The organism is Novosphingobium arvoryzae (assembly GCF_014652615.1).
Taxonomy (GTDB): domain Bacteria; phylum Pseudomonadota; class Alphaproteobacteria; order Sphingomonadales; family Sphingomonadaceae; genus Novosphingobium; species Novosphingobium arvoryzae.
On the sequence record NZ_BMZD01000002.1, the window covers coordinates 177,151 to 196,598 of the forward strand.

The window sequence follows — 19,448 nt, forward strand, 5'->3', positions numbered from 1 at the left end:
CGTCGCAACCAGACAGCGCGATACTTTGCAAAGGCTGTCGGGAAAGACAGTGGCAAGCAAAGCAGCAGGGGTTGCAGACGATGAGTGATTACCTGATCCAGACGCGAGATCCCTATTTCACCGCAGCGCAGGAAGACCGCTGCGCGCCGCGCACCCGCATTTCGATCCCCGCAACGCTGCGCATGTCGGGCGGGCGCGGATTCCAGTCGGTGGTGCACGATCTGTCGCTCAGCGGCTTTTGCGCTGCGGCGGTCAACCGGATCACGCCGGGCACGGTCTGCTGGCTGACGCTGCCGGGGCTGGAATCCCTGCAGGGCGAAGTGATCTGGTGGGACAACAGCCTGGTCGGCTGCGCGTTCAACCAGATGCTCAGCCCGATCGTGCTGGACAACCTGCTGATGCGCTGGCGGCCGGAAACGGCGTATCGCCCGCTTGCCTAGGATCATGTGAGCCCGCTTGCCTAGGATCATGTGAGCCCCCCGGCGGTTCCCGTCCGGTCAGTCAAGCACGGATCGCGCTCCCCCCGGAGCGAACCGTTGGCCGGGCGGGAACTCGCGCCCGACGGGTGCGGCACCTCAATGGCGGCGCATCAGGTTCTCCAGGATCACCGGGTTCAACGGTTTCATGAACTCGCAGCCGAATTCGAATTCCGTGACCCAGGCCACGCGCGCCTCGATCGATTCCAGGCCCGGCAGGGTCAGGAAGAAGCGGTCGCCCTCGTGGACCAGGTAAACCCCCGATACCCGCGCGCCCAGCGTGGAAATGTCGCGGACCTTGACGGTTGCCTTGCGCGTGCCCGCACGGAACACAACCGCTGCTTCGAACGGAGCACGATCAGTGCGCCGCCCGCCTGTGGTCTGAAATGCCGGTTCACCTGCATATGCCATTGTGGCCACCGAATGCCTGCCTCTGTCAGGATCCGAATTTGCCAATGACCGGTAAAGGGGCTGTTAACGCAAGATTATCACCATTGCACAGCAATTTAGCGATTCAAAACGCAACAAGGGCGCGCATTGGCTGCGCGCCCTTGCCGGATTTTCAATGAAATTGCCGATTCGCCGCCCCGTGACCGGGGCAACGGATCAGAACTTCATTTCCGCCTGCAGGATGAACGAGCGACCGCGCGGATCGGCCACGCGCGGCTCCCACGAGCTGCCCGCACCGGTGTTGCCATCATAGGTGATGGCGAACGGCGGATCGGTATCGAACACGTTCTTCACGCCTGCGGTCAGCTTCAGCCCTTCGATCAGGCCCTGATAGCTGACCGTCAGGTTGTAGATCGCGTAATCCTTGACCATCGGGTTGTAGTCCGGCCGGGTGATCGTGCCCGCGGCGATGCCCGGCAGCGCCTGGTTCTTGTATCCCTTGCGGAAGATCTGGCTGAACGTGGCCGAGAGGTTGTCGTTCGACCAGGTCAGCCAGGCGTTGTGCTTCCAGCGCAGGCCCAGATCGCCCGCAAAGGTGAACACGCCGATCTGGCTGGCGCTCCACGCCGAAGTCGGGGTGAGCTTTTCCTTCTTTTCCAGCAGCATCGTGCCGTCCGCGCCCAGGTTCAGCTGGCTGTTCCCCGGCAGGTCGAACCCGCCGCGCAGCGAGATTTCCAACCCTTGCGTCTTGCGCGCACCGGCGTTGATCCAGCGCTGGTCGATGGTGGTGATCGTGCCGCTGCCGTCGCGGATGAACCGGTCGGGGAACAGGGCGGCGTTGTCGATCAGCTGGCGCAGGGTGAGCAGCTGGATCGTGTTGTCAGCGCGGATGCTCCACCAGTCGACCGAGGCGGTCCAGCGCGGCGCAGGCCGCAGCACCACGCCCAGGCTGGCCATCTTGGCCGTTTCAGGCCCCAGGTCGATCGTGCCGCCGGTCCAGATGTTCGGGCGGATGAAGGCGCAGGCCGGGTTGGTGGCGTTCGGCACGCCGCCCGGGCACTTCACCGGATCGGCCAGGTCGCTGCCCGAATAGGGGCTTTCGGTGATGCCGTTGAAGATCTGGTTGAAGCTCGGCACGCGGAAGCCGGTGCTGTAGGAGCCACGGAACATCACCCACTCGGCCGGCTGGAACTTGGCCGAAACCTTAGGGTTGGTGGTGGTGCCAAAGCCCGAATAGTCATCGATCCGCACCGCGCCGGTCAGTTCCAGCATATCGAACACCGGCACGTTGATTTCGGCATAGGCCGCCTTCACGTCGCGGTTCTTCGGGGTCAGCGCGTTGACGTTGTCGAACGCCGCCAGGAAGATCACCGGCGCGGTCGCCGCCGCAGCGGGCGAGCCGTTGAACTCATACGTCTCGCGGCGATAGTCCACGCCAACCGCCATCTGCACGTCGCCGCCCGGCAGCGCGAACAGCGGGCCAGAGAACGACGCATCGACCTGCTTCAGCTGATAGCGCCCGCCATAGAGCGTCGCGCCCTTGGCCGACACGGCTTCCAGCGCGGCGAGGCCGGCTTCGGTCTGGGTCAGCGAGAACGGATTGATCAGGCCGCTGTTGATCACGCCCACCAGGCCCGGCGCGGTCGCGCCCGGCGCGGTCGGTGCGTTGGGATCGGACGCGCCGTTGGCCAGCGTGCCGCGATAGTAATAGCCGCTGCCCAGCACCGACGAGCTTTCGCTGCGGGCATAGCTGGCACCGACGCGGTAATCCCACCCGGCCAGCGGCAGCGGACCGTCGATCCCGGCGGCAACGCGGAAGGTCTTGGTATCGGTCACGTATTCGCGCGGGCCGCACGGGGCGCAGCGCCAGCGGAACCCGATCGGGCGGCCATAGCGCGCATCGAGTGCGGCGACTTGCGCGGCATTGCCCGCAAACGCGCCTCGGATCGAATTGAACACCGAGTCATAGGTCGACTTGGTCAGGCTGTTCAGCGGCATCCCGATCGGCAGGTTGGTGGTGTTGGCGGAAAGCTGCGCGTTGGAGAAGCTCTTGGCCGAATTGGCGTCCGACCCGGTCAGTTCGACCGACAGTTCGCTTGCCCCCAGCGCCACCACGCCGCGCGCGAAATAGGTCAGCGTTTCGATCGGCTGCTGGATCACCGCCGCGCGGCCCGTATCCCAGGCGCAGGCGTAATAGGCGGTCGCCGCATTCCACAGGGCATAGTCATAGGCCATGCCGCCATCCATGGTTTCGCAGCCCGCCCCGCCCGGCAGGTTCAGCGGGTTGATCCCGCCCGCCGCCGCGTTTGCGCCGTTCGGCGCGGTCAGCGTCAGCCCTTGCAGCAGAGTGCCGCCCGGCTGCTGGAACGCGTTCGCGCCAATGTTGAACGCGGTTGCCAGCGGCGTGCCGCGCGTATCGACCGACAGGCCGCGGTTCGGCTGGTTGCCGTTCACGAAATCGCGCTGGCTGCCGCGCAGCATCTTGTTCCAGCGGTAGGACACCGCCGCCATGATGTTGAAGCCCTGCTCCTTCAGGTCGCCATACCCGGCAATGCCCGACACGTTGTAGATATTGCCGCCGCCCGCTTCGGTCAGGTCGGCAAAGCCGCTGACGCCAAGGCCGGTGTAGTCCTTCTTGGTGATGTAGTTGATCACCCCGCCGATGGCGTCGGTGCCGTAAATGGCCGAAGCGCCGTCCTTCAGCACTTCGACGCGGTCGATCGCGGCGAACGGGATCTGGTTCACATCAACCGCGCTGCCCGACAGGCCGTGCGCGGCGACGCGGCGGCCGTTGAGCAGCACCAGCGTTGCCGCCGAGCCCTGCCCGCGCAGGTTCGCTGCCGAAAGGCCGTTGGTGCCGCGCTGCGCGCCGGTGGTGACGTCGGCATTGGCGGCCAGGTTGTCCGCGCCGGTGCCGTTGGTGGACAGGTACATGATCAGCTGTTCGGGGCTGGAAATGCCGTTCTGCTGGATTTCCGCGTTGCTGATGACGGTCAGCGGCAGGGCGCTCTTGGTCGGGTCCTGCTTGATGCGCGAGCCGGTGACGATGATCGCGGTGCTGCCGCCCTCATCCGCCGCAGCCATCCCCGAAGAGCTGCCGGGCGCGGTCTGCGCCAGCGCCGGCGAGGCGAGCGCGCCCAGAGCCACGCCGCTGGTCAGCAGGATGCGGGAAAAGTCGCGTACATTCATGGATAACCCCCAAAGCGAAATGAATCGGCCCCCCAAAGGCCTGAGCGCGCACACTATCAAGCAGTCCGGGCAGCGCCAGAGTTGAAACCCCGTTCAACTGCCGGGCGCGCACGGTTTTTCGCCGCTGCCGCAATTTTGTTGCAACTGCGCAACAATTCCACTGGAAGCGATTTCAATTCGCGGCGGCGATCAGCAGCAAGGCTGCGTCCATGGCCGGAACCGCGCGGCCATCTTCCGGCACGTCGTTGGCCAGGATGGAAAACGTCAGTTCCCGCCCGCTGGCCGCCGTCAGATAGCCAGAAAGGGTGTTGGTGGCGTTGAGCGTGCCGGTCTTGGCGCGGATCTTCCCTTCCAGCGCGGTGCCCTTGAATCGCCGCCGCAGCGTGCCATCCACCCCGCCGACCGGCAGCGAGGCCGCCCAGTCCCCGCCCCACGGCTGCCCCTTGGCCCAGCGCAGCAGCGTGACCGCCGCGCGCGGGGAAATGCGGTTGTAGGTCGACATGCCGGAGCCGTCCGAGAAGTCATAGCTGCCGCGCGCCACGCCCGCCGCCGCCATCACGGCGTGCAGCGCGGCAATCCCGTCCGCCAGCGATCCGGTGCCGTCCAGCTTGCCCACGCGGCGCAGCAGCAACTCGGCATAAAGGTTCTGGCTGTCCTTGTTGACCACCCGGATCGTGTCGGCCAGCGGCGGCGCGGTGTGGCCGCCCATGAACGCGGCGCGCGGCATCCGCACCCGGATATCGCGCCCCTCGCGCGCCTTGGGTTCATCAATCAGGCTGACCGGGCGGTGCTGCGCGCGCACGCTGCCCGTCACGTTCACCCCGCGCGCTTCCAGCATCCGGCGCAGCTGCCAGGCGGAGTAATGCGCCGGATCGTCGATCCCCAGCCGGTCGCGGAATGGCGGTGCGCCGACCGCGATCTCGCCATAGATGCGCAGTTCCATGCCATTCACCGCGCGCTCGAACCCCAGCCGGGTCTGGCCGCCCGCCGCAATCGTCACCGCCTCGTTGCGCACGGTGTAATAGGGCGCGATTTCGACCAGCGGCGGCTGCCCTTCCGCTCCCGGCGCGATGGCCACCGGCAGCTCGTTGTTGTCGAGCGACAGCGCCGAAATCGCGGTGCCGGAATCGGTGCCGATGTTGTTCCAGCTCATGCCGGGGCTCCAGCGCTGGTCCGGGAACCAGCTGTCGTCGCCCACGACATCGCCCACCCGCCGGGCCTTGCGCGCGATCATGTCGGCTAGTTCGCTAAGGCAGTCCTGCTTGCAGTCCGCCGCGCTGGAAAGCTGCGCATCGCCCCGGCCATAGAGGATCACATCGGGCGCATCGCCCTCGCGCTCGGCCAGACCGATGAACGCACCAGGGGCATATCGCCCAAATCCCTCCGTCCCCAGCCTGGCCCCCGCGACCTTGTCGGCCAGCAGGGCATAGGCCGTGGCCGTGGTGAACAGCTTGGTGTTGGAGGCCGGGATGAAGCGGTCATCGGGCCGGATCGCCAGCACGTCCCGGCCCTCATCGTCGACCACCAGCACGCCAAAGCGTGTGCCCGCCGGGGCCAGCGCCAGCGCCTGCTCCACCGTCTGCGGCGGCGCTGTGGGCGTTTGAGCAGCTACGGGAACGGCCAGCAACAGCGCGGCTGCGAAAGGAACTGAAAACGAACGCATTCCCGCGTTGTGCCGCGCGGGACCGCTTATCGCAAGTCCACCAGTTCCACCGCAGGCAGCGCCTGAGCCCCCGGCTGTTCGGCCCAGTGGCGCGCGTTCAGCACGCCGCCATCGGCGCGCAGGTCCGCCACGCGGGCCAGGTCCACTTCGGCAAAGACCCACTGGCTGGCGTCCATTTCCCCCAGCGCGACCACGCCGTCATCGGGAAAGCCCCGGTCGGGCGGGCCATAGATCGCCGCCGCGCCGCGGTTGCTGTCCACCGCCGGGGACCAGTCCGCCTGCCCCACGGTCGGGCTGTGGACGGCATAGCACTGCCCCTCCAGCGCGCGGGCCTGCGCGCCCAGCCGCACCCGCCAGTAACCCAACGCCGCCTCGGTGCAGGACGGCACCAGCAGCAGTTCCATCCCCGCTTCCACCTGGCTGCGGGCGAGCAGCGGAAATTCGCTGTCATAGCAGATGGTTATGCCGATCTTGCCAAGTACGGTCTCAAACAGCCGCAGCGGCGCGCCACCGTGGATGCCCCATGCCTCGCGCTCGAACCGGGTCATGATCAGCTTGTCCTGCACGCCCACCTTGCCATTCGGCGCGAACAGCCGCGCGCGGTTGACGAAGCGGCCATCGGCGCGCTGGAACGGCGCGCTGGCGGCAAGGATGTGCAGGCCGTGCCGCGCGGCCAGTTCGCGGTGGAGCGCATCCACTTGCGGCAACAACGCCGACACGGTCGCAATCGAACCGCGCAAGTCACTCATCGTTGCTGGATCGAGCGAGGCCAGTTCCATCGCCCCGTATTCCGGAAAAACCGCCAGCGCCGCGCCGCCTGCGCCAGCGCGCTCGACCCAGCCGGTCAGCTTGGCCACATAGGCGTCCCAGTCGGCCAGTGCCTCGATCGGATACTGCGCGGCGGCGATGGTGAAGCGGGTCATAGGTTGCGCATCCAGTATTGCATCGGCTTGGGGCTTTCCTGCGCCTCGCCATGCTCGGCCCAGCTGAACTCCCCCGTCAGCCCCGCGACCGGGGCATAGCCGCGCCGCCGCCAGAACGCGTCGAGCGGGGTATATCCGGCGGGCCGCGCAGGGTGATCGTCTGACCGCACCACCGCGCAGAAGCTGGCCTGCGCCGCACCCCACGCCCGCGCCGCCGCCTCGCGGGCATCGAAAAAGGCATGGCCGATCCCTTGCCCGCGATAGTCCGGCAGCAGCACGCTTTCCCCGAAATAGAACACCCCGGCCGGATCGATCCCGGCGCGCCTGAACGGTTCGCGGATATAATCATCCTGTGCGCTCAGCGGCGAGGCCGTGGCCGCCCCGACGATCCGCGCACCATCGAACGCGGCGACCAGCACGGCATCGGGCGCGGCGGTAAATTCGGCCAGGTATTCGCGCTCATATTCCGCCGACCCGGCATAGAGATAGGGGAACGCGGCGAAGACCGCGATCCGCAGGGCCGCCAGATCGTCCAGCGCCGCGTGCAGGTCCGCGCCGGTCAGCGCCCGGACGGCAACGCTCATCCGCCGACCTGCGCGGTCCAGTCGGCCAGGTTGTAATAGACCGTGACCCGCGTGATCCGCCCGCCCGCGATGCTGAAAAACGCACCGGCCGGCAGGGTATAGGTCTGCCCGTTGGCTTCGGGCAGGCCCTCGTCGGTCGCGAGGTATTCGCCGTGGACCACGAATTCCGCCGCGCCGCGGGTGCCATCGTCGCTCGCCATCAGCACGATGCCGTCCAGCCGTTCGCGATAGCAGCGCTCCATGTGCGCCAGAAAGCTGCGGAACGCGTCCTTGCCGGTCTGCCGCCCACCCTGGTTGATGTCGTGGATCACGCCGTCGTCGAGGCAGTCGAGCATCCCTTCCCAATCGCCCGCATTGAACGCGGCGTAGTAACGGGTGAGCAGGGCAAGCGCTTCGGTGCGGTCCATCGGTGTCTCCTTGTGCCATGGGATTTAGCGCAGCGGCGGGGCGTTGTCAGCGGTTCGTCGATAAGCCGGTTGCCTGATCGCCCTGCCCCGGCCAGTCTGCGGGCATAGACCAATCTCAGGGGAATCCATCCACCATGCGTAAACTTCTGCTGGGCTTCACCGCCCTGACCCTGTCGATGACGCCTGCGCTGACTCCGGCGCTTGCACAAGATGCTACGCCGGTCGCCCCCAAGCCTGCGGGAATCGAGGCGGACGGCGTGCCTGCCGTGCCGATGGCGCTGGTCGATGCGACCCGCCCCTACATGGAATTCCGCACTGCCGCGTTCCTCGATTGGGACCCGGTGACCCGGGCGATGCTGGTATCGACCCGCTTCGGCAACGTTGCGCAGCTGCACACCGTGGCTGGCCCCGGCATGGCCCGCCGCCAGATCAGCTTCGAGGCGGAACCGCTGGGCGGCAGCTATGTCGGCAATGACGGCACGCTGGTGGTGCGCAAGGACAAGGGCGGCGATGAATTCTGGCAGCTCTACACGCTCAAGGACGGCCGCCTGACCCTGCTGACCGATGGCAAGAGCCGCAATGCGCTGAACGCGATCAGCGCCGACGGCACGCTGATCGGGTACAGCTCCACCCGCCGCAACGGCACCGACGGTGACCTCTATGTCGCCGACCCGCGCAATCCGGCGACCACGCGGATGGTGGCCGAGGTCAAGGGCGGCGGCTGGGCACTGGCCGATTTCGCGCCGGGCAACCAGACCGCGGTCGTCGTCAACTATGTCTCGGTCCAGAAGTCGGACCTTTACACGCTGGACCTGGCATCCGGCAAAATGACCCCCATCGGCAATCACAAGCTGGCAATTGCCCACGGCGGAGCCGAATATGCCCCCGACGGGCAGCTGTGGGTGACCAGCGATGTCGGCAGCGATTTCCAGCGGCTGGGCACGCTGGACATCAAGACCGGCAAGTTCACGCCCCGCTCGCCTGAGCCGAAGTGGGATGTCGAAGGGTTCGACATTGCCCCAGACGGCAGCTTCATCGCCTATGTGGTGAACGAGGCGGGGATTTCGAAGCTGAAGCTGCTCGATCCGAAAACCGGAACCGTGCGCGAAGTCACCGCCCTGCCCAAGGGCGTGATCGGCGGCATGAAGATCGCGCCGTGGGGCACGATTGGCGTGACGGTGTCCTCGGCCAAGGTGCCGACCGATGCCTTCTCGGTCGATCCGGCGACTCTGGCCGTCACCCGCTGGACGGAGAGCGAGACCGGCGGGCTCAACCCGGCCGTGAACGTCGAGCCGGAGCTGGTAGAAGTGAAGAGCTTTGACGGCGAGGCCGTGTCCGGCTTTCTCTATCGCCCCGATCCGGCCAAGTTCCCTGGCAAGCGCCCGCTGATCGTCAACATCCACGGTGGGCCGGAAGGGCAAAGCACCCCCAGCTTCAGGGGCCGCGCCAACTACCTGCTGAACGAGCTGGGCGTGGCGATCTTCTATCCCAACGTCCGCGGCTCCACCGGCTATGGCAAGCGTTTCGTCAGCCTGGATAACGGGCCGTTCAAGCGCGAGGATTCGGTCAAGGACATCGGCGCGTTCCTGGACCGCTTGCAGGCCGATCCCGCGATCGACGCGGGCCGAATGGCCGTGCAGGGCGGCTCCTATGGCGGCTACATGTGCTATGCCAGCGCGATCCGCTATGGCGCGCAGTTCAAGGCGGCGGATTGCATTGTCGCGATCAGCAACTTCGTGACGTTCCTCGAAAACACCCAGAGCTATCGCCGCGATCTGCGCCGGGTCGAATACGGCGATGAGCGTGATCCCAAGCAGCGCGCCAAGCTGCTCGAAATCTCGCCGCTGACCAGCATCGACAAGCTGGCGATCCCGCTGCTGGTCGTAACCGGCGCGAACGATCCGCGCGTGCCGAAAAGCGAGGCCGACCAGGCCGTCGCCGCCGTCCGTGCCAAGGGCCGCACCGCCTGGCACCTCGTCGGCCTCAACGAAGGCCACGGGTTCGGCAAGAAGGAGAACCAGGACTACCAGTTCTGGACCGAATTGCAGTTCTGGCAGAAGAACCTGCTGGGCGAGAAGTAAGAGACAGCGCCTCTCCCCTCCCCGCGTCGCCCCGGACCTGATCCGGGGCCCCGCTTCCCGTGACGGGGGGCGGAAAGGAAGCGGGACCCCGGATCAGGTCCGGGGTGACGGGCTGGGAGAGGTTGAGGCATCGGCGGGGCGGACCAGCGCGGTCCGCCCCGTTGTCGTTTTACCCGAACAGCTTGTTCGCGGTTTCGGCGACGCGCTTGCCCAGGTGCTGCGCGCCTTCCAGTTCGGTCGCGCTCGGCTGGCGGCTGCCGTCGCCGCCCGCGATGGTGGTCGCGCCATATGGGGCGCCGCCGACCACTTCGTCATTCCGCATCTGCCCGGCGTGGGCATAGTCCAGACCGACGATGGTCATGCCGAAGTGCAGCATGTTAGTGATGAGGTTGAACAGCGTGGTTTCCTGCCCGCCGTGCTGGGTGGCGGAGGAAGTGAACGCCGCGCCGACCTTGCCGATCAGCGCGCCGCGCGCCCACAGCCCGCCAGCCTGATCGAGGAACGCCGCCATCTGGCTGCTGATCCGGCCAAACCGCGTGCCGGTGCCCAGGACGATCGCGTCATAGTTTTCCAGTTCGGCGACCGTGGCGATCGGAGCGGCCTGGTCCAGCTTGAAATGCGCGCCGCGCGCGACGTCTTCCGGCACGGTTTCTGGAACGCGCTTCACGTCCACTTCCGCGCCGCCCGCGCGGGCGCCTTCGGCAATGGCGTGGGCCATCGTTTCAAGGTGACCATAGCTGGAATAATAGAGGACGAGGACCTTGCTCATGACAATTGCTCCATGGTGATCGCGGCCGGGGGGAAACGCCGCTGCATCTGATGGAGCGGATATGGCACCGCTTCACATTTCTGTTCAGTCGGATAATATCGATCATACTTTTCGACTGGATAGATATGTTCAAACCCGGCACGCCCTCGGTCGAGCAGATCCGCACCTTTCTGGCGGTGGTGGAGGAAGGCAGCTTTGCCGCCGCCGGACGCCGCCTTCGCCGCGCAACCTCGGTGGTCAGCTATGCCATCGCCAATCTGGAGGCCCAGCTGGGCGTCACCCTGTTCAGCCGCGAAGGCACGAAGAAGCCCCGCCTGACCCCGGCGGGCGAAGCGGTGCTGGAGGAGCTGCGGCAGGTCGAACGCGGGCTGGAAAGCCTGCGCGCCCGGGTCGGCGGGCTGGTCGCGGGGCTGGAACCGCGCGTGGCGCTGGTGGTGGACGTGATGTTCCCGATGCCCTGCCTTGCCGCCGCGCTGCGCGATTTCGCCGCCCAGTTCCCCAGCGTGGCGCTGTCCCTGCGGATCGAGGCGCTGGGCGCGGTGGCGCAGCTGGTTCAGCAGGGCGAGGCTTCGCTGGGAATCGCCGGACCGCTCGCGGCGGAGCAGGCCGGGCTGGAGCGTCGCCTGCTTGCCCATGTCGACCTGATCCCGGTCGTCGCGCCCGGCCATCCGCTGGCCCACGGCAGCCGCCCCCGCGATGAAGTGCAGCTGGTCCTGTCAGACCGTTCCAGCTTGTCGGCGGGCCGCGAATTCTCGGTCATCTCGCCGCGCACCTGGCGGCTGGGCGATCTCGGCGCAAAGCACGAATTGCTGCGTGAGGGGCTGGGCTGGGGCAACATGCCGCGCTGGATGGTGGGCGATGATCTGGCCCGCGGGCGGCTGGTGGAACTGACCCTGCCGGAAGCGCCCGGCGGGGCCTACCCGCTCTACGCAATCCACCGCACCGATGCTCCGCCCGGCCCCGCCGCACGCTGGCTGGCGGACCGGCTGGGGCAATTGGACGGCTCGATTGCACCGGCTGTCGTTTTGGCGTAGAGGCGCTCAAATCTGCCCCGGCCCGCGCGAGTCCCGTTAACCGACCCGCCTTTGCCGGGGCTTGGTTTTTCGAGGAACGTGAAGATGTCCCGTCGCCGCCAGATCTACGAAGGCAAGGCCAAGATCCTGTACGAAGGCCCCGAACCGGGCACGATCATCCAGTACTTCAAGGACGATGCCACCGCGTTCAACGCCCTGAAAAAGGGCACGATCAACGGCAAGGGCGTGATCAACAACCGCATCAGCGAGTATGTGTTCACCCGCCTCAACCACATCGGCATCCCCACCCACTTCATCAAGCGGCTCAACATGCGTGAGCAGCTGGTCCGGCAGGTGGAAATCGTGCCGATCGAAGTGGTCGTGCGCAACGTTGCCGCCGGTTCGATCTCCAAGCGCCTCGGCATTCCCGAAGGGGAACCGTTGCCGCACACCCTGATCGAATACTATTACAAGGACGATGCGCTGGGCGATCCGCTGATCGCGGAAGAGCACATCGCCTGCTTCGGCTGGGCCAATAACGAGGAAATGCAGGACATTTCCTCGATGGCGATCCGCATCAACGATTTCATGTGCGGGATGTTCGCGGCGATCAACATTCGCCTGGTGGACTTCAAGCTGGAATTCGGCCGCATCTGGGACGGCGATTACAGCCGCGTGATCCTGGCGGACGAAATCAGCCCCGACGGCTGCCGCCTGTGGGACATGACCACCGGCGAAAAGCTGGACAAGGACCGCTTCCGCCGCGACCTTGGCGGGGAAGAAGAAGCCTATCAGGAAGTCGCGCGCCGCCTTGGCCTGCTCGACGCCGACAACGGTCCGAGCGAAGTGCTGGACCTGTCCGCGCACCGCAAGCTGCGCGGCAAGTAAGTTCCGGCCTCCTCCCCCCCCAGCGGGGGAGGAGCGCCCCACTTGCCCCACCCCACCCACTTGCCCCGGCGGGCACAATCCGGCACGAAGCCGCGATGATTTCGCGCAAGTTCCTGCTCGCCCTCACCATTTCCACATTTGCCCTGTCCGCCTGCGCCCCGCGCGGCGAGGGGCTGACCTCTGCCGCCACCGCCCTGCCCCCGCGCCCGACCTGGGCCTTCGAGGCGAGCGACGTGCCGCTCGACCCCGGCTACCGCTTCGGCCAGCTCGAAAACGGGATGCGCTATGCCATCCGCAGCAACGCCACGCCAAAGGGCACGGCGCTGGTGCGGATGCAGGTCGATGCCGGATCGCTGGACGAGGAAGACAGCGAGCGCGGGTTTGCCCACTTTGTCGAGCACATGGCCTTCAACGGCAGCACCAACCTGCCCGAAGGCGAGATGGTGAAGCTGCTCGAACGGCTGGGGCTGGCATTTGGCGCGCACAACAACGCCAGCACCAATTACGACCGCACGACCTATATGCTCGACCTGCCGCGCAACGATCCCGCGCTGCTCGACACCGCGCTGATGATCATGCGCGAAACCGCCAGCGAACTGACGATTTCACCTGAAGCGGTGGAGCGCGAACGCGGGGTCGTGCTGGCCGAAATGCGCGACCGCAACACTTTCGCGCTGCGCAATTACCAGGACAGCCAGGAATTCCTGGCTCCCGACGCGCGTTTCACCAGGCGGCTCGCCATCGGCGCCGCCGAAACGCTGAACGGCGCGACGGCGGAAAGCCTGCGCGCGTTCTGGCGGCGCGAATACGTGCCGCGCCACACCACGCTGCTGATCGTCGGCGATTTTGACGCAGGCGAAGTGGAGGCCGCGATCCGCCGCCGCTTTGGCGACTGGCGCCCGGCCCCGGCCGAGCCGCAGCCCAGCCCCGGCCCGCTCGATCCCAGGGCGGCGGGCAAGGTCGACGTGTTCGTCGATCCCGCGCTGTCCGAACGGATCACCGCCACCCGGATCGGCCCCTGGCTGGACGAGCGCGACAGCATTGCCCAGCGCCGCGAGAACCTGCTGCGCCAGATCGGCTATGCCATTCTCAACCGCCGCCTGCTGAGCCGCACGCGTGAGGACAACGCCCCCTTCCGCAGCGCCGGGTTCGGCACTGGCGACGTGTTCCGCACCGGCCGCACCACCAGCATCGCGGTCGATACCGTGGACGGCAAGTGGCGGCGCGGGCTGATCGAGGCGGCGAAGGAATACCGCCGCGCGCTGCAATACGGCTTTACCGCGCAGGAAGTGGCCGAACAGGTCGCCAACATCCGCAAGGCGAACCTCAACGCCGCCGCATCCGAAAGCACCCGCAGCCATTCCCAGCTGCTGGGCGCGGCTCTGGCGCTGGTGAACGATGATGTCGTGCCCGATACGCCAACCCGTTCGCTGGAACGGCTGGAAGCGTTCATTCCCCAGATCACGCCGGCGGCGGTGCTGGCCGCGGTCAAGCGCGAGGTCGTCCCGCTCGATACGCCGTTGCTGCGCTTTCAGGGGCGGCGCGATCCCGAAGGCGGGGCCAGTGCGATCCGCGCCGCGTGGGACGAGGCGATGCGCGCGGCGATCAGGCCGCTGGAGCAGAAGGCCGCCGGGGCCTTTGCCTACACCGATTTCGGCCCTGCCGGGCAGGTCGTCAGCGACACGACCGAGCCGGTGCTGGGCATCCGCCAGCTGCGCTTTGCCAATGGCGTGCGGCTGAACCTGAAGCGGACCACCATCGAGAAAGAGCGCGTGCTAGTGCAGCTGTCGGTCGACGGCGGGCAGCTGATCGAAACGCGCGAAAACCCGCACGCGACCAACATGATGTCGGTCTTTGCCCAAGGCGGGCTGGGCAAGCACAGCCGGGACGAGCTGGATTCGCTGCTGGCGGGTCGCACCGTCTCGGCCGGGCTCAGCGCGACGGATGAAACCTTCGTGGCGCTGGCGGGCACGACGCCCGGCGATCTGGAACTGCAATTGCAGCTGCTGACCGCGCAGCTGACCGATCCGGGCTATCGCAAGGAAGGCGAAGTCCTGTTCCGCCAGACGATCAACAACATGTTCGCCGCGCTGCGGGCCACGCCGGGCAGCGCGCTCAACGCCGATCTGGGGGCGATCCTGTCGGACAACGACCCGCGCTTCAGCCTGGGCAAGGTCGAGGAATGGCGCGCGCTGACCTTTGCAAAGCTGAAGGCCGACGTGGCCGACCGGCTGGCGAAGGGCGCGATCGAAGTGGGGCTGGTCGGTGACTTTGACGAGGCGCAGGCCATCGCGCTGGTCGGCAAGACGCTGGGCGCGCTGCCCGCGCGCGAGGCGGAGTTCGGCGCCTATGCCGACCGCCGCACCCGCCCCTTCACCGCCGACCGCAGCCAACGCGTGCTGCGCCATACCGGCGCGAAGGATCAGGCGCTGCTGGCGCTGACCTGGCCCACGCGCGACGGGGAAGACCCGGTTGCCGCGCTGGAGCTGCAACTGCTCGACCGGGTGGTGCAACTGGCGATTACCGACACCCTGCGCGAAAAGCTGGGCAAGGCCTACTCCCCCGGCGTGAACAGCAACGCCTCGCGCACCTGGCGCGGTTACGGCACGTTCTCGATCAACGCCTCGGTCGATGTGGCGCAAGTCGCGGCGACCCGCGCGGCAATCTTCGAGACGCTGGCGGCACTGCGCGACGCGCCGGTGGGCGAGGATATGCTGCTGCGCGCCCGCGCGCCGGTGCTGGAAGGCTATGACAACGCGCTGAAAACGAACGGCGGCTGGCTGACCCTGGTCGACCGCGCCCAGACCGAACCGGACCGGATCGAGCGCTATGCCGCCGCCAAGGCGCGGATTGCGGCGATCACGCCCGCGCGCCTGCAGGCGCTGGTCCGACAATATCTGGCGCAGGACGCCGCCGTCGAAGTGACCGTCCTGCCCGAAGGAGTCGATCCGCCGCGCTGAGGCAGACTGACGGATTACCGTCACGAAAACGTCATATCGCTGGGTCATGGTGCAGCTTCAGGATCAACCGAAGCGCTGCAACCAAGACCGGACCGATGACTGTTCTGCTGACCGCCCAGGACCCCACGCTATACGGCACCCTTTCACAGGTGAAGCCGGGGGTGCGCGCGTTACCACTGGGGCCGGACATTCCCGAAATCCCTTTCGACGGCCCGATCTGGTGCTTTGTCGACTGGCTGCTGCCAGAGCTGTCGGGACTGGAAATGGTCCGCCGCCTGCGCGAGGCGAAAAACACCCGCCACGGCCATATCACGATGGTGCTGGAAGCCGGCGATCCCGATGACCAGCGCCGCGCGCTGCGCGCCGGGGCGGACGATTACCTTGTCGGCCCGCTCAGCCCGGCCAAGCTGGCCGAACGGCTGGACCTTTATGAAGCGAAAGACCCGGCGGCCGGCGCGCGCACCCGGCTGGTCCACGGCGACCTGACGCTGGATCTGGCTGCGCATCAGGTGCGATTTCGCGGAAATCCGCTGCCGCTGCGCCCCAACGAGTTCCGCCTGCTGGCGCATTTCTGCGAGCACCCCGACCAGGTGTTCAGCCGCACCGCGCTGATCGAACGGATCGGCAAGGACAGCGAAGCCATCGACGAGCGCACGGTCGATGTCTGGATCGGCCGACTGCGCCGTTCGCTGACCGGACACGGCGTGCCCGATCCGCTGCGCACGGTCCGCTCGCTCGGATACGTATTGGATTCGCTGCCCGCCGGTTAAAACGCGCGCGCAACCCTTGCCCCGCCGCCGTTCTGGCGGCATAGGCGCGGTCGAGTCTCCTGCCCCGTTTGGAAAGGCCCCGCCCATGAAGGTCCGCGTCTATGTCAGCCTCAAGAACGGGGTGCTCGACCCGCAGGGCCGCGCCATTCACCACGCGATCGAAGGGCTGGGCTTTTCGGGCGTGCAGGACGTGCGCGCCGGCCGCCTGATCGAACTCGACGTGGACGATACCGTCACCGACGAAGCGCTCGACGCGATGGCAAAGCAGCTGCTGGCAAACATGGTGATTGAAAACTACCGCATCGAACGGGTGGCGGCATGACCTTCCGCTCCGCCGTCATCACCTTCCCCGGCTCCAACTGCGACCGGGACATGGCCGATGCGCTGGAGAAGATTTCAGGCACCGCGCCGCACCGCGTGTGGCACGGCGACGATGCCCTGCCGGACGGGCTGGACTTCATCGCCCTGCCCGGCGGGTTCTCCTATGGCGATTACCTGCGCTCTGGCGCGATGGCCGCGCGCAGCCACATCATGCAGGCCGTGATCGCGGCGGCGGGCCGGGGCGTGCCGGTGCTGGGCGTGTGCAACGGCTTTCAGGTCCTGACCGAAAGCGGGCTGCTGCCGGGCGCGCTGATGCGCAACGCGGGCATCCGCTTCGTCTGCCGCGATGTGAAGCTGACGGTTGAAAACAACCAAAGCCTGTTCACCAGCGGCTATGGCGCGGGCCAGGAAATCCTGATCCCGGTCGCCCACCACGATGGCAACTACTTTGCCGATGCCGATACGCTCGACCGGCTGGAAGGCGAAGGCCGCGTGGCGTTCCGCTATGCCGAAAGCGTCAACGGTTCGGCCCGCAACATCGCGGGCGTGCTGAACGCGGCGGGCAACGTGCTGGGCATGATGCCGCACCCCGAACGCATGATCGAACCCGAACAGGGCGGCACCGATGGCCGCGCGCTGTTTGAAAGCGCGATCCGGGGTCTGGTCGGGGCGTAAGTTCCGCGCCGGGGCCGGTTAATCCTTACGCACCAACCCGCTGCAACTGCGGACGGCCGAACAGCGCGCGCGCGTCGGTCGCCGGCATGGGGCGCCCGAAGTAATACCCCTGGATCTTGCGGCACCCCAGGCCGCGAATGATCGCCAGCTCGCGTTCGGTTTCCACGCCTTCGGCCGTGGTCGACATTTCCAGGCTTTCCGCCATCGCCACCACGGCGCGGATGATCGCCAGGCTTTCCGGATTGTCCGCCGCCGCGCCCTGCACGAAGCTGCGGTCGACCTTGATGGTCGAGAACCGCAGGTTGCGGATGTAGGCGAGCGAGGAATAGCCGGTTCCGAAATCGTCCAGCGCGATGCCGCAGCCCAGCGCCATGATCTGTTCCAGCACGCCCCGCGCTGCCGACGAATCGCGCACGAAGATGCTTTCCGTGACCTCGATTTCCAGCCGCTGCGCCGCCAGCCCGCTGGAGGACAGCGCCCCCACGACCGTGGCGATGAAGTTCTGTTCCAGCAGCTGTTCGCCCGATACGTTGACCGCGACCTTGACGTTGGACGGCCAGTTGGCCGCCTCGCGGCAGGCTTCGCGCAGCACCCATTCGCCAATCGGCACGATCAGGCGGGTGTCCTCGGCCAGCGGGATGAACTTGGCCGGGCTGACGAAGCCGTGCTCCTCGCTATGCCAGCGCAGCAGCGCCTCGAAGCTGACGATGGACTCGTCCTTGGCGTCGACCACCGGCTGGTAATTCAGCACGAACTCGTTGCGTTCCAGCGCGCGGCGGAGCGAAAACTCCAGCTTGCGGCGCTCCTCGGCGTGGGCGTGCAGCGAGGGCTCGTAATTGAAATGCTGCCCGCCGCCCTCTTCCTTCGAGCGGTAGAGCGCAAGGTCGGCGTTGCGCATCAGCGTTTCCACCGTGTTGCCATCGCGCGGACCGATCGCGGAGCCGACGCTGGCCCCGATGTAGAGCGTGTGGTGATCCACTTCATAGGGGCGCGAGAGCAGCTCGATCACCGCCTGCGCCACGCGGTTGACGCGGGTGTGGTCCGACGCATCGCGCACCACGATGGCGAATTCGTCCCCGCCCAGGCGGCCGCACAGCTCGTTGTCGGTAATCAGGCTTTTCAGCCGTTCCGACACCCGCGCCAGCAACTGGTCGCCGACCAGGTGGCCCAGCGTATCGTTGACCGACTTGAACCGGTCGAGGTCGATCATCAGAAACGCGCAGCGCGTGCGCCACTGCGCGGCATAGCGCAGCGCATCGCCCAGCGCCTCGGTCACCATCATGCGGTTCGGCAGGCCGGTCAGCGTGTCGTAACGCGCCATGTGCGCGATCTTGTCAGAGCTTTCGCGCTGCTCGGTCACGTCCGAGCCGACGCCGCGAAAGCCGTCGAACACCCCGTTTTCGTCAAGCTTGGGCGTGCCCGACAGTTCCCACCAGCGCTGCTGGCCGTTGATGGTGACGCGCACCAGCAGGTTGGAGAAGTTCTCGCGCCGCTTCAGGCGTTCGGCCAGGTCGTGCAGGCTGGACGGGAACTGGCCCGTTTCCCAGGCCGGCCCGGCGATCATCTGGATGAACGGCTTGCCATCGATTTCCTCCGGCGGCAGGCCCAGCGCATAGGCGAAGCGTGGGCTGACCGAGCGGCACCGGCGCGAGGTATCGATCTGCCACAGCCAGTCGGCCTCGCCTTCCTCGAACTCGCGCAGCAGCAGCGAGACGACCTCGCTCTTTTCCGCCATCGCGGATTCGGCCACCCGCGCGGTCAGGAACGAGCGGGCGCTTTCAATCGAGCCCAGCCCGACGACTCCGGCAAAGATCAGGTTGCCCAGCGGCACGGCGGGCATCAGCACCGCCGATGCCGTCATCAGCATCGCGGTGATCGCCCACAATTCCAGCATCCGGTCGGAATCGCCGAACGGCGCGAACCCGGCAATCGGCACGACCCAGACCAGCGCGTTGGCAGCGGACAGCATCGTCTGCTTCTTGACCTCGTCGCGCGACAGGCGGCGGCGGTCGGCGTCGGCTAGCGACTGGTCGGTCTTGGCCGAATAGAACAGGCTGGCCCCCAGCGCGACACCCCAGCCCAGCAGGATGAAGATCGACACCACATCATAGAACAGCCGCGCCACGCCCACCGCCGCCACGGCATGGGCCAGCACGCGCAGCTTGGTGACGTTCGACAGGCTGGAATACTGCAGTCCGCGCAGGCGGGTCCAGTCGGCATCGCCCGGCTCGTTCAGGCCAAGCACCGCCATGACCGGCAGGTTGCGCGGAAGGCTTGCGGATGAGGTCTGGTTCTGGGTCACCCGCGCATCATACGCGGGCAATCGTTAGCAGCGCGTA

The 19,448-nt window shown here is 66.9% G+C and carries 16 protein-coding genes; 8 read left to right on the plus strand and 8 right to left on the minus strand.

All coding sequences use genetic code 11. The features are described from left to right. Positions 1 to 80: 80 nt before the first annotated feature. A complete protein-coding gene (locus tag IE113_RS04105) occupies positions 81 to 440 on the plus strand; it encodes a PilZ domain-containing protein (RefSeq protein ID WP_189539158.1) in 360 nt (119 codons plus the stop codon). Between the two features lie 135 nt (positions 441 to 575). Here IE113_RS04105 and IE113_RS04110 read toward each other — a convergent pair whose 3' ends face one another. The 6 genes from IE113_RS04110 to IE113_RS04135 all read right to left on the minus strand — a co-directional run bounded on the left by IE113_RS04110 (position 576) and on the right by IE113_RS04135 (position 7,632). Beyond that, positions 576 to 887: a PilZ domain-containing protein gene (locus IE113_RS04110; RefSeq protein ID WP_229822163.1), complete on the minus strand. Its 312-nt coding sequence runs from the start codon at positions 885 to 887 to the stop codon at positions 576 to 578. Between the two features lie 195 nt (positions 888 to 1,082). Next, a complete protein-coding gene (locus tag IE113_RS04115; protein WP_189539160.1) occupies positions 1,083 to 4,055 on the minus strand; it encodes a TonB-dependent receptor domain-containing protein in 2,973 nt (990 codons plus the stop codon). Positions 4,056 to 4,227: 172 nt separating this feature from the next. Continuing rightward, positions 4,228 to 5,718 (minus strand): D-alanyl-D-alanine carboxypeptidase/D-alanyl-D-alanine endopeptidase, encoded by a 1,491-nt coding sequence (gene dacB / locus IE113_RS04120; protein ID WP_189539161.1) that lies wholly within the window; start codon positions 5,716 to 5,718, stop codon positions 4,228 to 4,230. A 26-nt stretch (positions 5,719 to 5,744) separates the two neighbouring features. Beyond that, positions 5,745 to 6,641, minus strand: a complete 897-nt coding sequence (locus IE113_RS04125; RefSeq protein ID WP_189539162.1) for a carbon-nitrogen hydrolase family protein — start codon at positions 6,639 to 6,641, stop codon at positions 5,745 to 5,747. Then, positions 6,638 to 7,225 carry a GNAT family N-acetyltransferase gene (locus IE113_RS04130; protein WP_189539163.1) on the minus strand — a complete coding sequence of 196 codons (588 nt, stop codon included), beginning with the start codon at positions 7,223 to 7,225 and terminating at the stop codon, positions 6,638 to 6,640. Before IE113_RS04130 ends, IE113_RS04125 begins: the two co-directional genes overlap by 4 nt. Next, a complete protein-coding gene (locus tag IE113_RS04135) occupies positions 7,222 to 7,632 on the minus strand; it encodes a ketosteroid isomerase-related protein (RefSeq protein ID WP_189539164.1) in 411 nt (136 codons plus the stop codon). The genes IE113_RS04130 and IE113_RS04135 overlap by 4 nt, the downstream gene beginning before the upstream one ends. Before the next feature lie 134 nt (positions 7,633 to 7,766). On the opposite strand from IE113_RS04135, the gene IE113_RS04140 reads away from it, so the two are divergent. Continuing rightward, positions 7,767 to 9,713 (plus strand): prolyl oligopeptidase family serine peptidase, encoded by a 1,947-nt coding sequence (locus IE113_RS04140; protein WP_189539165.1) that lies wholly within the window; start codon positions 7,767 to 7,769, stop codon positions 9,711 to 9,713. A gap of 169 nt (positions 9,714 to 9,882) precedes the next feature. Here the strand turns inward: IE113_RS04140 and wrbA are convergent, their stop codons facing one another. Next, entirely contained in the window at positions 9,883 to 10,482 is a 600-nt protein-coding gene (gene wrbA / locus IE113_RS04145) for an NAD(P)H:quinone oxidoreductase (protein ID WP_189539166.1), read from the minus strand. 125 nt (positions 10,483 to 10,607) lie between these two features. Between wrbA and IE113_RS04150 the strand changes: the two genes are divergently transcribed. The 6 genes from IE113_RS04150 to purQ all read left to right on the plus strand — a co-directional run bounded on the left by IE113_RS04150 (position 10,608) and on the right by purQ (position 17,109). Next, entirely contained in the window at positions 10,608 to 11,516 is a 909-nt protein-coding gene (locus tag IE113_RS04150) for a LysR family transcriptional regulator (protein WP_189539167.1), read from the plus strand. 84 nt (positions 11,517 to 11,600) lie between these two features. Next, positions 11,601 to 12,383 (plus strand): phosphoribosylaminoimidazolesuccinocarboxamide synthase, encoded by a 783-nt coding sequence (purC, locus tag IE113_RS04155; RefSeq protein ID WP_189539168.1) that lies wholly within the window; start codon positions 11,601 to 11,603, stop codon positions 12,381 to 12,383. Between the two features lie 95 nt (positions 12,384 to 12,478). After that, entirely contained in the window at positions 12,479 to 15,343 is a 2,865-nt protein-coding gene (locus IE113_RS04160) for a M16 family metallopeptidase (protein ID WP_189539169.1), read from the plus strand. Between the two features lie 95 nt (positions 15,344 to 15,438). Beyond that, positions 15,439 to 16,113 (plus strand): response regulator transcription factor, encoded by a 675-nt coding sequence (locus tag IE113_RS04165; protein ID WP_189539170.1) that lies wholly within the window; start codon positions 15,439 to 15,441, stop codon positions 16,111 to 16,113. An 85-nt stretch (positions 16,114 to 16,198) separates the two neighbouring features. Beyond that, positions 16,199 to 16,435 carry a phosphoribosylformylglycinamidine synthase subunit PurS gene (gene purS / locus IE113_RS04170; RefSeq protein ID WP_189539171.1) on the plus strand — a complete coding sequence of 79 codons (237 nt, stop codon included), beginning with the start codon at positions 16,199 to 16,201 and terminating at the stop codon, positions 16,433 to 16,435. After that, entirely contained in the window at positions 16,432 to 17,109 is a 678-nt protein-coding gene (gene purQ / locus IE113_RS04175) for a phosphoribosylformylglycinamidine synthase subunit PurQ (protein WP_189539172.1), read from the plus strand. Before purS ends, purQ begins: the two co-directional genes overlap by 4 nt. A gap of 25 nt (positions 17,110 to 17,134) precedes the next feature. Here purQ and IE113_RS04180 read toward each other — a convergent pair whose 3' ends face one another. Further along, positions 17,135 to 19,360, minus strand: a complete 2,226-nt coding sequence (locus IE113_RS04180) for a putative bifunctional diguanylate cyclase/phosphodiesterase (RefSeq protein ID WP_189539626.1) — start codon at positions 19,358 to 19,360, stop codon at positions 17,135 to 17,137. Positions 19,361 to 19,448 lie beyond the last annotated feature (88 nt).

Coding starts and splice junctions, on each gene's coding strand:
- IE113_RS04140 (WP_189539165.1), top strand. CDS start 7,767: ATGCGTAAACTTCTGCTGGGCTTCACCGCCCTGACCCTGTCGATGACG.
- IE113_RS04150 (WP_189539167.1), top strand. CDS start 10,608: ATGTTCAAACCCGGCACGCCCTCGGTCGAGCAGATCCGCACCTTTCTG.
- IE113_RS04105 (WP_189539158.1), top strand. CDS start 81: ATGAGTGATTACCTGATCCAGACGCGAGATCCCTATTTCACCGCAGCG.
- IE113_RS04115 (WP_189539160.1), bottom strand. CDS start 4,055: ATGAATGTACGCGACTTTTCCCGCATCCTGCTGACCAGCGGCGTGGCT.
- dacB (WP_189539161.1), bottom strand. CDS start 5,718: ATGCGTTCGTTTTCAGTTCCTTTCGCAGCCGCGCTGTTGCTGGCCGTT.
- IE113_RS04165 (WP_189539170.1), top strand. CDS start 15,439: ATGACTGTTCTGCTGACCGCCCAGGACCCCACGCTATACGGCACCCTT.
- IE113_RS04180 (WP_189539626.1), bottom strand. CDS start 19,360: ATGGCGGTGCTTGGCCTGAACGAGCCGGGCGATGCCGACTGGACCCGC.
- purS (WP_189539171.1), top strand. CDS start 16,199: ATGAAGGTCCGCGTCTATGTCAGCCTCAAGAACGGGGTGCTCGACCCG.
- IE113_RS04160 (WP_189539169.1), top strand. CDS start 12,479: ATGATTTCGCGCAAGTTCCTGCTCGCCCTCACCATTTCCACATTTGCC.
- wrbA (WP_189539166.1), bottom strand. CDS start 10,482: ATGAGCAAGGTCCTCGTCCTCTATTATTCCAGCTATGGTCACCTTGAA.
- purQ (WP_189539172.1), top strand. CDS start 16,432: ATGACCTTCCGCTCCGCCGTCATCACCTTCCCCGGCTCCAACTGCGAC.
- IE113_RS04130 (WP_189539163.1), bottom strand. CDS start 7,225: ATGAGCGTTGCCGTCCGGGCGCTGACCGGCGCGGACCTGCACGCGGCG.
- purC (WP_189539168.1), top strand. CDS start 11,601: ATGTCCCGTCGCCGCCAGATCTACGAAGGCAAGGCCAAGATCCTGTAC.
- IE113_RS04135 (WP_189539164.1), bottom strand. CDS start 7,632: ATGGACCGCACCGAAGCGCTTGCCCTGCTCACCCGTTACTACGCCGCG.
- IE113_RS04110 (WP_229822163.1), bottom strand. CDS start 887: ATGGCATATGCAGGTGAACCGGCATTTCAGACCACAGGCGGGCGGCGC.
- IE113_RS04125 (WP_189539162.1), bottom strand. CDS start 6,641: ATGACCCGCTTCACCATCGCCGCCGCGCAGTATCCGATCGAGGCACTG.